This window comes from Hydrogenophaga sp. 2FB, from assembly GCF_005503365.1.
Classification (GTDB): Bacteria; Pseudomonadota; Gammaproteobacteria; order Burkholderiales; family Burkholderiaceae_C; genus Hydrogenophaga.
Window position 1 is genome coordinate 151,066 of the sequence record NZ_SCML01000001.1, and the last position, 13,471, is coordinate 164,536.

At 67.4% G+C, this 13,471-nt stretch carries 9 protein-coding genes and 1 tRNA gene; 3 read left to right on the forward strand and 7 right to left on the reverse strand.

Translation table 11 applies throughout. The annotated features are described in order from the left end of the window. Position 1 precedes the first annotated feature (1 nt). Together FFS09_RS00705 and FFS09_RS00710 are read left to right on the forward strand one after the other, a co-directional pair. Positions 2–949, forward strand: a complete 948-nt coding sequence (locus FFS09_RS00705; protein WP_171019806.1) for a TRAP transporter substrate-binding protein — start codon at positions 2–4, stop codon at positions 947–949. 26 nt (positions 950–975) lie between these two features. Next, entirely contained in the window at positions 976–1,671 is a 696-nt protein-coding gene (locus FFS09_RS00710) for a fumarylacetoacetate hydrolase family protein (RefSeq protein ID WP_137916943.1), read from the forward strand. Positions 1,672–1,748: 77 nt separating this feature from the next. Here the strand turns inward: FFS09_RS00710 and FFS09_RS00715 are convergent. The 5 genes from FFS09_RS00715 to FFS09_RS00735 all read right to left on the reverse strand — a co-directional run bounded on the left by FFS09_RS00715 (position 1,749) and on the right by FFS09_RS00735 (position 7,643). Further along, positions 1,749–1,835 (reverse strand) — tRNA-Leu (locus FFS09_RS00715). 109 nt (positions 1,836–1,944) lie between these two features. Next, positions 1,945–2,595: an aspartate/glutamate racemase family protein gene (locus FFS09_RS00720; protein WP_137916944.1), complete on the reverse strand. Its 651-nt coding sequence runs from the start codon at positions 2,593–2,595 to the stop codon at positions 1,945–1,947. Continuing rightward, on the reverse strand, positions 2,592–5,180 hold the full coding sequence (locus FFS09_RS00725) for a TRAP transporter permease (RefSeq protein ID WP_137916945.1): 2,589 nt from the start codon (positions 5,178–5,180) through the stop codon (positions 2,592–2,594). Before FFS09_RS00725 ends, FFS09_RS00720 begins: the two co-directional genes overlap by 4 nt. A 36-nt stretch (positions 5,181–5,216) precedes the next feature. After that, on the reverse strand, positions 5,217–6,191 hold the full coding sequence (locus FFS09_RS00730; RefSeq protein WP_137916946.1) for a TAXI family TRAP transporter solute-binding subunit: 975 nt from the start codon (positions 6,189–6,191) through the stop codon (positions 5,217–5,219). A 123-nt stretch (positions 6,192–6,314) separates the two neighbouring features. Continuing rightward, positions 6,315–7,643, reverse strand: a complete 1,329-nt coding sequence (locus tag FFS09_RS00735) for an aspartate aminotransferase family protein (protein ID WP_137916947.1) — start codon at positions 7,641–7,643, stop codon at positions 6,315–6,317. 152 nt (positions 7,644–7,795) lie between these two features. Between FFS09_RS00735 and FFS09_RS00740 the strand changes: the two genes are divergently transcribed. Next, entirely contained in the window at positions 7,796–9,088 is a 1,293-nt protein-coding gene (locus FFS09_RS00740; RefSeq protein ID WP_137916948.1) for a D-amino acid dehydrogenase, read from the forward strand. Here FFS09_RS00740 and FFS09_RS00745 read toward each other — a convergent pair. Next, a complete protein-coding gene (locus FFS09_RS00745; protein WP_137916949.1) occupies positions 9,048–9,947 on the reverse strand; it encodes a LysR family transcriptional regulator in 900 nt (299 codons plus the stop codon). The two genes, FFS09_RS00740 and FFS09_RS00745, sit on opposite strands and share 41 nt — an antisense overlap. A 355-nt stretch (positions 9,948–10,302) precedes the next feature. Next, positions 10,303–13,467: an efflux RND transporter permease subunit gene (locus tag FFS09_RS00750; protein WP_137916950.1), complete on the reverse strand. Its 3,165-nt coding sequence runs from the start codon at positions 13,465–13,467 to the stop codon at positions 10,303–10,305. Between the last annotated feature and the right edge of the window lie 4 nt (positions 13,468–13,471).

Here is a 13,471-nt window from a genome sequence, read left to right on the forward strand (position 1 = left end):
CGTGCTCAAACCATCCCACGAACCGCTGCATCTGGCGGGCTACCAGGGCGGCGCTTCCATCCTGAGCGCCGCGCTCACTGCCTTGGCGCGGCGTCTGGATGGCTCCTGCGTCGGCATTCCGCATCTGCTGCCCGATGTCACCACGCTCGGCGAAAGCGCGGCCTCCTTGTTTCGTTCCGTCGAAAGTGGTGAGCGCCAGATCGGCTACATGGCCTCGGGCTATCTCTCGGCCCGCGTGCCCGAGCTCGCGGTGCTCGATCTGCCCTTTACCGTGCAGGACCGCCAGGCCGCGCTGGACGCGCTGGACGGTCAGGCCGGCGCCCTGCTGCGGCAGGCGGTGGCGCGCCAAAGCGGCTTTCACGTGCTGGCCTTCTGGGACAACGGCTTTCGCCACATCTCCAACGCCGTGCGGCCCCTCACCACGCCTGAGGATTGCCAGGGCCTGGTGATCCGCACGCTCGACAGCGACCTGTACCGCCGCGCCCTCACGGCCCTGGGCTTTACCGCCATCACGACCGATGTGAAGGACCTGGTGCGCGTCGTTCAGGACCGCACGGTGGACGCTCAAGAAAACCCGTTGACCAACCTGCTCACGTTCGAACTGTGGAAACACCATCCGCACGTGAGCCTCACCGGTCATTTTTTTGGCGTGCTCTTGCTGGCGTGCCCGCGCAGCTGGTACGAGCGGCTCAACCCGACACAGCGCGAGGTGCTGCAGCTGGCCGTGAACGAAGCCACCGCCTTGCAACGCGCCAGCGCCACCGAGCAGGACGCGTCGGCGCTGAGCCGCCTGCGATCGCACGGCGTTCACGTCACAGACGTAGAAACGCTGGACATGGCGCGCATGCAGCAGGCCACCTCGGGCGTGAGCAAACGCTTCCTGTCGCAATTGCCCCCCGAGCTGGTGCATGCCTACCTGCCCGCTCTGGCTCACGCATCCCCGACCTGATCCCTGTCCCCAAGCAACTTCAAACCATGAGCTATCTCTTCTCCCCCACGCCGGTCACCGGCGTTCCCATCGTCGGCAAAAGCGAGCTGTTCCCTGTGCACCGCGTGTACTGCGTCGGCCGCAACTACGAGGACCATGCCAAGGAAATGGGCTTCACCGGTCGCGAGCCGCCGTTCTTCTTTCTCAAGCCGGCCGACACGGTGCTGGTGGTCCCCGCGGGCGAGACCGGCCGCATGCCGTACCCGTCGCTGACGAAGAACCTGCACCATGAAATCGAGCTGGTCGTCGCCATCGGCAAGGGCGGCAAGAACATCAAGGCCGCCGACGCGATGTCGCATGTGTATGGCTACGCGGTCGGCCTGGACATGACACGCCGCGACTTGCAGAACGACATGAAGAAGCAAGGCCGCCCGTGGTGCATCGGCAAGGGCTTCGAGCTGAGCGCGCCCATTGGCCCGATCACGCCGGCGCAGGCCGCGGGCGACATCGTCAACGCCGAGATATCGGTCACTGTCAACGGCAGCGACCGCCAGCGCAGCCACATCCACAAGCTCATCTGGAACATCGCCGAAACCATCGAACACCTCTCCAGCGCATGGGAGCTGCGGCCGGGCGACCTGATCTACACCGGCACACCCGAGGGAGTGGCCGCCGTGGTGGCGGGCGACACGATGGAGGGGCGCATTACCGGCCTGACCGACTTGCGCGTGCAAATGGTCTGAGGCATCTGAGGCGAGCGTCCAAGAAAAAACGCGTTGGTCCGAGGGGCCAACGCGTTTTCTTTTTTTCTTCGAGTCGATGGTGCGCGGGGGGGGACTCGAACCCCCACACCATTGCTGGCGTCAGGACCTAAACCTGGTGCGTCTACCAATTTCGCCACCCGCGCATCTCGCATCGAGGTCACCGGCGCAGCACAGACATGCGCTTTGTGGCCGGTTGTCCTCTTCGCGGCAACCCGAGATTCTATCCGCTGCGCTTCCCCACATCGGACGCCCTCACGCCCCCAGCCGATGGCGCAGCGCCCGCACCGCGCTGCCCGGTGTGGTGAGCACGGGAATACCCACCGCCCGGTGCACGGCGAGCTGCGCGCGCGCCATGCTGAACTGCGACAGCGCGATGACGTCGCAGCCCTGTCCCATCAGCCAGCGCGCGCCCTCGACCACCCGTTCGTCGTGGCCGGCATCGTCGCCCCGGTTGAGCGCGTCCATCGCGCTCTCGACCAGGCAGGTGAGCAGTTGGGTGCCGGCCGGAAACTCCGGCGGCATGGACGTCAGCGTGGGCGCGAACGACGCCACCAGGCCGATCTTGCCCCCCCGCGCCACCGCGACGGCATCGGCCACCATGGCCTCGTTCGGCTTGAGCACCGGCATGTGGGGCCGGCGCGCCGCCACCGCCTCGATGCAGGTTCCGAAGGCCGAGCAGGTGAACAGGATGGCGTGGGCGCCCGTGCCTTCGGCATAGGCCGCCAGGGCCTCGAAGCGCTCTTGCATGGCCCCATCCAGCCCGGTGCCCTTGCGCACCAGGTCGGCCGACAAGCTGTCGTCCATGAGGTTCATGCGCTCGGCCTCGGGCCAGGCGCGCGCGAACTCGTCGTTGATGGGCGCGACAGAGTGCGCCAGCGCGTGAATGAGCGCAATGCGGGTCATGGCGCAAAGGACGTGGCACGGCGGCGCAGGCGAACGCCCTGCAACCACCACAAGGTCAGCGCCAGCAAGCCCGCCGGCAGCAACACCCAGTGCGGCGACGGGCGCGCCGGATTGGGCAACAGCAAGCGTTTGATCTGGTAGCCCTGTTCCACGCCCAGCTTGCGCGCGCGGCTGCCGAACTTGACGCTGGCCACCTCGATCTGGTCGCCCAGTTGCGTGAGGGTGACGCCCCCATCGCGCAGCCGCTCGCGGCCATTGGCGCCCTCGCCCATGGGCAGGGCCACGGTCTTGGTGATGTCCTCCCCTTCGATGTTGGTGCCGGCGATCGCCACCACCAGCCAGTCTTCCGGGTTGAGCTTGTCGGCCACGGCATAAAGCTCGCTGGCCGGCGCCTCGATGTACTTGGGGGCGACGCGGTCGATCACCCAGTCGGGCCGGAAGAACAGGAAAGTGGCGACCAGCAGCAGCCCCACCTCCAGCCAGTTGCAGCGCGTGCGGAACCAGCCCATGGTAGCGGCCGCGAACAGCAGCGAGGCCGCAATGCCGCCCGCGCACACCAGGACCACGTCGACCCACGAGCCCACACCGATCATCAGCAGTTGCGGGTTGAAGATGAAGACGAAGGGCAGCACGGTGGTGCGCAGGCTGTACCAGGTGGCTTGCCAGCCGGTGGCGTTCGGGTCGTCGCCCGAGATCGCGGCGGCGGCGTAGCTCGCCAGCCCCACCGGCGGGGTGACGTCGGCCATGATGCCGAAGTAGAAGACGAACATATGCACCGCGATGAGCGGGATCACCAGGCCGCTGCGCGCACCCAGCTCCACCACCACCGGCGCCATCAGCGTGGCGACCAGGATGTAGTTCGCCGTCGTCGGCACACCAGCGCCGATCAACAGGCAGATGAAGGCCGTGAGGAACAGCATCACCAGCACGTTGCCGGCCGACACGGCCTCGACCATGTCGGTCATCATCAGACCCACACCGGTGAGCGTGATGGCGCCCACGATCAGGCCGGCGCTCGCGCAGGCCACGCCGATGCCGATCATGTTGCGCGCGCCCAGCACCAGTCCCTTCCACAGGTCGGACACCCCTCTTCTCAACGCCTGCGCCGGCGTGCCGATGCGGCGGAACACGCACTGCATCCAGGGGTTCACCAGCACCAGCAGCATGGCCGCCACCGTGGCCCAGAACGCCGACAGACCGGGCGAGAGCTCCTCCACCATCAGGCACCAGAGCAGCACCACGATGGGGATGAAGAAATGCAGGCCGGCACGCACTGTGGGCCAGGGCAGCGGCAGGTGCACGGCCGGGTTGGTGGGGTCGTCCTGCGGCACATCGGCGTGGCGCGACGAATACGCCATCAGGCCCACATAGGCCAGCACCCCGGCCCCCGCGAGCACCCAGGCCGCGGCATCGCCCGCCAGATACTTCAACCCGGTGATGCCGTAGTAGATCAGTGCCAGTGCGATCACCGTGCCGCTGGTGCCCAGCGCCCAGCCCAGCACGCGTTCGCGCCAGCTGGGCACGCGCTCGCGCGACAGCGGCTCGATGCCGTACTTCAGCGCCTCCAGGTGCACGATGTAGAACAGCGCCATGTAGGAGATGACGGCCGGCAACAGCGCGTGCTTGACGATCTCCGAATACGGGATGCCCACGTACTCCACCATCAGGAAAGCGGCCGCCCCCATCACCGGCGGCATGATCTGTCCGTTGACCGACGAGGCCGCTTCGATGGCGCCGGCCTTCACGCCCGAATAACCGGTGCGTTTCATCAGCGGGATGGTGAAGATGCCGCCCGACACCACATTGCTCACGCTGGAGCCCGACACCACGCCGTTGAGCGCCGACGACACCACCGCCACCTTGGCCGGCCCGCCGCGCAGATGGCCCAGCAGCGCCAGCGACATCTGCAGCATGAAGTTGCCGGCGCCGGCGATATCGAGCAGCGTGCCGAACAGCACGAACAGGAAGATGAACTGCACCGACACCCCCAGCGCCACGCCGTAGACGCCCTCGGTGGTGAGCCACATGTGCGAAACGAAGCGCTGCAGCGACGCGCCCTTGTGCAGCACCACGTCGGGCATGAAAGGGCCGGCGAACACGAAGGCGATGAACAGGCCGGTGGTGATGAGCATGCCCATGCCCATCGCGCGCCGCGTGGCCTCGAGCATGATGAGCACGCCCACCACGCCGGCGGCGATGTCCAGCGTGGTCGGCTGGCCGGGCCGGGTGGCGACCTCGCGGTAGAACAGGAACAGGTAGGCCGCGCAGAAGGCGCCCACCACGGCCAGCACCCAGTCGGACCACGGCACCACCTTGCGCGACGAGTGCTTCCACGCCGGGTAGGCGCAGAAGGCCAGGAACACCGAGAACGCCAGGTGGATGGCGCGCGCCTCGGTGTCGTTGAAGATGCCGATGCCCAGGACGAAGGGCAGCGGCGACGCGTACCAGAGCTGGAACAGCGACCAGCCCGCGGCCACCACGGCCAGCAGCTGGCCCACCGTGCCACCAGGCTCCCTCCCACCGAGGTCGGCCTCCTTGACCAGTTGATCGAGTTCGGCGACGGAGGCCTTCTGCAGGGCGGTCATGGCGTGTGCGCTCGGGTTCGCAGCAAGGGGCGTCGCTTACTTGATCCAGCCCTTTTCCTTGTAGAACTTCGCCGCGCCCTCGTGCAGCGGTGCGGAGTTGCCATTGGCCACCATGGCTTCGGGCGTGAGGTTGGCCAGCGCGGGGTGCAGCTTCTTGAACTCGTCGAAGTTGTCGAACACCGCCTTCACCACCTGGTACACCGAGTCGGCCGGCACCTTGCTGGACGTGACCACCGTGGCCAGCACGCCGTAGGTCTGCGCCGGGTTGGGGTTGTTGGGGTACAAGCCACCGGGGATGGTGGCCTTGGCGTAGTAGGGCTTGTCGGCGATCAGCTTGTCGACCGCCGGACCGGTGATGGACACCAGCTGCGCGCCGCACGAGGTGGTGGGGTCCTGGATGTTGGCGCTGGGGTGGCCCACGCCATAGAAGAAGCCGTCGATCTTGCCGTCGCACAGCGCCGGGCCGTGCTCATCGGCCTTGAGTTCGGACGCGAGCGAGAAGTCGCCCAGCTTCCAGCCCATGGCACCCAACAGCTCTTCCATCGACGCGCGCGTGCCCGAGCCGGGGTTGCCGACGTTGAAGCGCTTGCCCTTGAAGTCGGTGAAGGCCTTGATGTTGGCCTCCTTGCGGGCCAGCACGGTGAAGGGTTCGGGGTGCACCGAGAACACGGCGCGCAGGTCGGTATAGGCGGCGTCCTTGAACTGGCCCACGCCCTTGAGCGCGTTGAACTGCACGTCGGACTGGGTGAAGCCCAGGTCCAGTTCACCGGCCTTGATGGTATTGACGTTGAACACCGAGCCGCCCGTGGATTCCACCGAGCAGCGGATGCCGTGCTTCGCGCGGTCCTTGTTCACCAGACGGCAGATGGCGCCGCCGGCCGCGTAGTACACGCCGGTCACGCCACCGGTGCCGATCGTCATGAACTTCTGCTGCGCCTGGGCCGGCGCCATGGGCGCCATCAGGGCTGTTGCGGCGGCCAGCGTGCTCAAACAGATCCGGAATTTTTTCATGGTGAAAGCTCCTGCAGTTTTCTGCGTGGGTTGAACAAACGTGATGCCCCGGTGGGCCTGTGCGGCTTGGCCATGGATGCGCCAAGCAAGCTTCGTGCAGAGCCGCTGTCGCGGCGACGGGGTTTACCCCAGCGCCCGGTCGATCGCGCCGGCGAGCCGGTCCACGATCTGCGCCAGCTCGGCGGGTGTGCTGATGAAGGGCGGCGCGAGCAACACGTGGTCGCCGCAGCGGCCGTCCACCGTGCCGCCCGAGGGATAGACCAACAGGCCACCGGCCATGGCCTCGCTCTTGATGCGGGCGTGCAGCTGGCGCGCGGGGTCGAACCACTGCTTGCGGCCACGCTCGGCCACCAGTTCGATGCCCCGGAACAGGCCACGCCCGCGGATGTCGCCCACGTGCGGATGGCTGTCAAACCGCTGGTGCAGCAGCGCCTCCAGCTGCGCACCCCGCTCGCGCACCTGCGCCAGCAACCCGTCGCGCTGGATCACGCGCTGCACCGCGAGCGCGGCAGCGCAGGCGACCGCATGGCCGAGGTAGGTGTGGCCGTGCTGGAACAGGCCGCTGCCCTGGCGAAAAGCGTCCACCAGCCGGTCCTGTACCAGCACCGCGCCGATAGGCTGGTAGCCGCCGCCCAGGCCCTTGGCGATGGTCATCAGGTCCGGCACCACCCCTTCCTGCTCGCAGGCGTGCAGCGTGCCGGTGCGGCCCATGCCGCACATCACCTCGTCCAGGATCAGCAGGATGCCGTGGCGGTCGCACAGCTCGCGCACGCCCTTGAAGTAGCCGGGCACCGCTGTGAGCACACCGGCGGTGGCCCCGCCCACGGTCTCGGCCACGAAGGCCATCACGTTCTCGCCGCCAAGCTGGTCGATCGCATCGGCCAGCTCGGCCACCAGACGCTGGCCATACTGCTCGGCGGTCTCGTCGTCGCGCCGGTGGCGGTATTCGTAACACGGCGCCACGTGCGTCACGTCGATCAACAGCGGCTTGAACTGCTCGCGCCGCCAGGCGTTGCCGCCGACCGCGAGCGCGCCCAGCGTGTTGCCGTGGTAGCTCTGGTGGCGGGCGATGAAGTGCCGACGCTGCGGCTGGCCGATCTCCACGAAGTACTGCCGCGCCATCTTCAGCGCCGCTTCCACCGCCTCGGAACCACCGCTCACGAAGTACACGCGGCTCATGCCGGCCGGTGCCGATTCGATCAGCACGTCGGCCAATTCCTCGGCCACCTCGGTGGTGAAGAAGCTGGTGTGCGCATAGGCCAACTGGTCGATCTGCGCGTGCATCGCGGCGACCACGTCCGGGTGGCCGTGGCCCAGGCACGAGACGGCCGCGCCGCCCGAAGCGTCGAGATAGGTCTTGCCGCTCTGGTCGGTGAGGGTGATGCCCTGCCCGCTCACGGCGAATGGCAGGGGATGGCGCAACTGGCGGTGAAAGACGCGGGAGGTGGTCATGCAGGTGTTGGAGCTGTGACGTCCGCAGCAGTGTAGGCAGCGCGGGCGCGCCGCGAAAAATGCCTTTTTCGCCCCGATCCATGCCTTTCGGTTATGGCCTGTTCACGCGTTGGCATTTTTCGCCGGCACGCGGTTTGCCTACAGTGCGCAGCATGAACGTTCCCCCCCACTCTGCGCCGCGGGTGTGCGTGCTCGGCGCGGGCATCGTCGGGCTGGCCGCGGCCTGGCAGTTGCGGCGCGACGGCTTCGAAGTGACCGTGGTCGACCGCGCGCAGGCCGGTGCGGGCGCGAGCGCGGCCAACGGCGCCCAACTGAGCTACGCCTACGTGCAGCCGCTGGCCGACCCCGGCATCTGGCGCCAGTTGCCCAAGCTGCTGTTCGCGGCCGAATCGCCCCTGAAGCTGCGCCTGCAGCCCGACCCGCACCAGTGGGCCTGGGGCCTGCAGTTCCTTGCGGCCTGCCGCGCCAGCGTGTCGCGCCGCACCACGGCCAGCCTGCTCGCGCTGGCGGCGGAAAGCCGCGCTGGCTTCGAGCGCCTGATGGCAGAAGAAGCCATCGAATGCGACTTCTCCGCCACCGGCAAGCTGGTGATGTATGCCGACGAAGCGAGCTTCGCGGCGGCGCGCCGGCAGATGGCGCTGCAGCGCGAACTGGGCAGCAGCGTGCAGCACGCGCTGTCTCCCACGGAATGTGTGGCCATCGAACCCGCGCTGGCCGGCTATGCGCCCCGCTTCGCCGGCGCCATCCACACGCCCAGCGAGTGCGCGGCCGACTGCCACAAGGTCTGCATGGAGCTGCTGCGCCTGCTGCGCGCGCAAGGCGTGCACTTCGCATTCGACACGCCGGTCACCAGACTCACGCGCGCGGGCGAGCGCATCGTGGCGGCCGAGACGCCGCGCGGCCCGATCGAGGCCGATGCCTTCGTGGTCGCGCTCGGCACCGCGTCGCACCCGCTCGCGCGCACGCTGGGCCTGCGCGTGCCGGTCTACCCACTCAAGGGTTACAGCCTCACGGTGGACGTGGGCGACGCACCCGGTGCCGCGCCGCGTGTGAACGTGACCGACGCGGCACGCAAGGTGGTGTTCGCACGCCTGGGGCAGCGGCTGCGCGTGGCCGGCATGGCCGAGCTTGTGGGCGAGAACACGCACATCCCGGCCGACCGAATCCACTCGCTCGTGGCCAGCGCACGCACGCTGTTCCCGGACGCCAGCCGCTACGACGACGTGAGACCCTGGGCCGGCCTGCGCCCCGCCACGCCCACGGGCTTGCCGGTGCTGGGCCAGCTGCGCGGAGGGCCACACAACTTGTGGTTCAACACCGGGCACGGTGCGCTGGGCTTCACGCTGGCGTTCGGCAGCGCACAACGCATCGCCGCGCAACTTCGCGCGCAGCACGCGACCAGGCTCAGGCCGTCTCCTGCAGCGCCTGTTGCATGCAGCGCGTGAAGGCGCGGGTGGTCAGCGAGTTCGGCCGCGCGGTGGGCCGCAGCATGCGCACCGTAGTGGGCACGGTCGGCTCGAGTTTGAGCACGTCGACCTTGGCCGGGTCGGCCGAGGCCGCCGTGCAGCTCTCCACCATGGCCACGCCCACGCCATGGTGGGCCAGCGCCAGCGCGACGTGGTAGGTCTGCACGGTCATCACTTCCTGCAGGCCGGCACCACTGTCGCGCACGGTGTGGGCCAGCAGCAGGCCCAATGGGTCCTGTCCATCGAGCGCGATCACCGGCAGTTTCGACAACTGGGCCAGCGTGATGGTGCCGGCCTTGACCTGGCGCGCGGTCAGCAGGCCCTTGGGCACCACGCACACCACATGGCGGTCGGCGAGCTGTTCCTGCACCAGCGCGGGGTGCGACACCGCGCTGAACACATAGCCCACGTCGGCCTCCTGCAGCACCAGCGCGGAAATGATCTGCGGTGAATGCAATGCTTCGTGGTGCACCCGAACCGAGGGATGTTTCTCGCGGAACAAGCGCATGGCGCGGGGAAAGACTTCGTAGCTCAGGGCCAACACGGTCAGCACACGCAGCTCGCCCTTGCCCCGCCCCGCCTTGAGACTCGCGGAGAGGCGTTGCACCTCGTCAAGCTGGGCGAACAGGCGTTCGATGTGCGGGTACAGGGTCTGCGCTTCGGCCGTGGGCCGCAGGCGTCCGCCCACGCGTTGAAAGAGCTGAAAGCCGAGCTGGATCTCGGCATGCTGCAAGGTGCGGCTCACCGCCGGTTGCGTGACGTTGATCATGCGGGCGGCCGCGCTCACGCTGCCGGTGAGCATCACCGCGTTGAAGACTTCAATGTGTCTTAGTCGCATGCGGTCTATTGTTGACCATGTTTTTTTCTCCGGATGATCCGGTCCTCGGCGACCACGGGGCACGGCTCCGCGGGTGTCCTCCGACGGCTGGAGCCGTCTCCCCCTTTACCCCGCTACGCCGTACCCCATGGCCACCGATGACCTCGTTGGTGTGCGGAGGAGCGCAGCGTCGCGGCTCTGGTCGCCGATGACCTCGCACGTGATTTGTTCGTGCCACCGCTCCTTCTGGCGCGGAGGCGGGTGGCGTTCTGCGCAGCGGGGTAAAGGAGGAGCCGGCTCCAGCCGGCGGGGGACACCCGCGGAGCAGAGCGCCGCCCGCCTCCGCGCCCGCGAGGGTCAATGCAGGAAATGCAACTCAGACAGGCCGCTTCACCCGGAACCACGCGGCATACATGGCGGGCAAGGCCAACAAGGTCAACACCGTCGCAACGATGAGGCCACCCATGATGGCCACCGCCATCGGCCCCCAGAACACACTGCGCGACAAAGGAATCATCGCCAGCACCGCCGCTGCAGCCGTCAACACGATGGGTCGCATGCGTCGCACGGCCGCTTCCACGATTGCATCCCACGCCGGCACGCCGCGCGCGCGGTCTTGCTCGATCTGATCAATCAGGATCACCGAGTTGCGCTGGATCATGCCCATCAACGCGATCACACCCAGCAACGCCACGAAGCCGAACGGCCGGTTGAGCAGCAGCAGTGCCGCCGCCACACCCGCCATGCCCAACGGGCCGGTGAGAAACACCAGCATCGAGCGGCTGAAGCTTTGCAACTGCAGCATCAGCAAGGTGAAGACGATGAACAACATCAACGGCACGCCGACCACGATGGACGCCGAGCCCTTGCTGCTCTCCTCCACCGCACCCGCCACCTCGATGTGGTATGCGCTCAAGCCGCGCGCGGCCCAGCCGTCGCTGATGGTTTTCAGCTTGGGCTGCAACTCCGCCGTGACGGTCGCACCCTGCAAGCCCTCGACCACATCGCCCTGCACGGTGATCGCGTAGTCGCGGTTCTCGCGCCAGAGCACACCGGGCTCCCAATCGAACACCGGCTTGGCAATCTGCAGCAGCGGAATCGCCTGGCCACTGGCCGTGGGCAGGTAGGCGTTGGCCAGGTCGGTGATGGCGTCGCGCTCGTCCAGTGGCTGGCGCAACACGATGTCGATCAGCTTGTCGCCTTCGCGGTACTGGCCCACCGTCGTGCCCGAGAGCAAGGTGCGCGAGGCCTGCGCGATCGACTGGCTCGACACGCCCAACGCGCGCGCCTTGGCCTGGTCCACTTCGAGCCGCAGCTTCTTCACCGACTCGTTCCAGTTGTCGTTCACGCCGCGCATGTTCGGGTTCTGGCGCATCGCCTGCTTCACCTCGTCGGCCAGACCACGCAACACCTGCGGGTCGGTGCCGACCACGCGGAACTGCACCGGGTACGGCACGGGCGGGCCGTTGGGCAGCAGCTTCACGCGCCCACGCACTTCCGGGAATTCGGTGGCCAGCAAGGCCGGCAACGCCTTGCGCATGCTCTCGCGCGTCTTCAGATCTTTCGGCAGAACGATCATTTGCGACACGTTGGTTTGCGGAAAGATCTGGTCCAGCGGCAGGTAGAAGCGCGGCACGCCCGAGCCAACCCAGGTCGTCACGCTGCGCACGCCCTCTTCTTTCGCCAGTCGGGCTTCCACGCGGCGCGTCACCTCGTCCATGGCGTGGATGCTGCTGCCTTCGGGCAACCAGATGTCCACCAGGATTTCCGGCCGGCTCGAATCGGGGAAGAACTGCTGCTGCACCTGGCCCATGCCGGCGATGCCGAGCACGAAGGTGAGGATGGTTGCCCCAATCGTCAGCCAGCGGTGCTGCACGCACCAGTCCACCACGGCGCGAAAACGCACATAGAACGGGCCGTCGAACACCTCGTGCGTCTCGCCCTCGGCGTGCGGCTTGACCTTGAGCAACAACACGCCGAGATACGGCACGAACAGCACCGCGACCACCCAAGAGATCACCAGCGCAAGCACCGTCACCGCGAAGATGGCGAAGGTGTATTCACCGGTGACGGAGTTCGCCAGGCCGATCGGCAGGAAACCCGCAGCGGTGATCAACGTGCCGGTGAGCATGGGCATGGCGGTCGCGTCCCAGGTGAAGGTGGCCGCGCGCACCATGTCGTAGCCCTCTTCGAGTTTGCGCACCATCATTTCCACCGCAATGATCGCGTCGTCCACCAGCAGGCCCAGCGCGATGATGAGCGAACCCAGCGAGATCTTGTGCAGGCCGATGCCCCAGTAGTTCATGGCCAAGAAGGTGATGGCCAGCACCAGCGGAATGGTGATGAACACCACCAGACCAGGCCGCATGTCGAGCACGTAGCGGCGCAAGCCTTTGCCGCCCGGGCGCCGGTGCAGCCCCAGCGCCAGGAAGCTCACGGCGAGCACGATCAACACCGCCTCGATCAGCACCTTCACGAACTCGTTGACAGAGTTCGTCACCGCGCTGGGTTGGTCTTGCACCTGCGCCAGCGTCATGCCCGCGGGCAGCGTGGCTTCGATGTCGGCCACGGTGGTCTTGAGCGCCTTGCCCAGCGCGATGATGTCGCCGCCCTTGGCCATGGAGATGCCCAGCGCGATGCTGTCCTTGCCCTCATGGCGCACCAGCGTCTGCGGTGGGTCGACGTAACCCAGGCCGATCTCTGCGATGTCGCCCAGGCGGATCTGCGTGCCGCTGGCGGCGCGGATCGGCATGGCGCGCAGTTGCTCCACCGAGTTGAAGGCACCCGCCACGCGCACCTGCACCACGTCGGCCGGCGTCTGCACCGCGCCTGCCGACTCCACGGCGTTCTGCTGGCCCAAAGCCTCCAGCACCTGCGGCAGGTTCAGGCCCAGCGTGGCCAGGCGCTTCTGCGAAATTTCGATGTAGAGCTTTTGGTCTTGCACCCCGAACAGCTCGACCTTGCTCACATCGCGCACGCGCAGCAGGCGCTGGCGCACGTCGTCGGCCACCTGCTTCTTGTCGGCGGGCGAGAAGCCTTCGCCCTGCAACGCGTAGATCACGCCGTACACGTCGCCGAACTCGTCGTTGAAGAACGGCCCCACCACGCCCTGCGGCAGCGTGCCGCGCATGTCGCCCACCTTCTTGCGCGCCGTGTACCAGATCTGCTGCACCTCGTGCGGTGGCGACGAGTCCTTGAGCTGGAAGATGATGAGCGTCTCGCCCGGCTTGGAGTAGCTGCGGATCTTGTCCGCGTAGGGCACTTCCTGCAGCGTCTTTTCAATGCGGTCGGCCACCTGTTCGGCCACCTGCTCGGCGGTCGCGCCGGGCCAGTAGGCGCGCACCACCATCGCACGGAAGGTGAACGGCGGGTCTTCGTCCTGGCCGAGCTGGAAATAGGCCGCAACGCCCAGCACCATCAGCACGATCATCAGGTAGCGCGTGAAGGCCTGGTGGTCCAGTGCCCATTGCGAGAGGTTGAAACGCGAGACCCACGAGGTGGGTTCGCCGGCGTTGGTCGTCGTCGGTGAGGCGTCGTGCATGCCG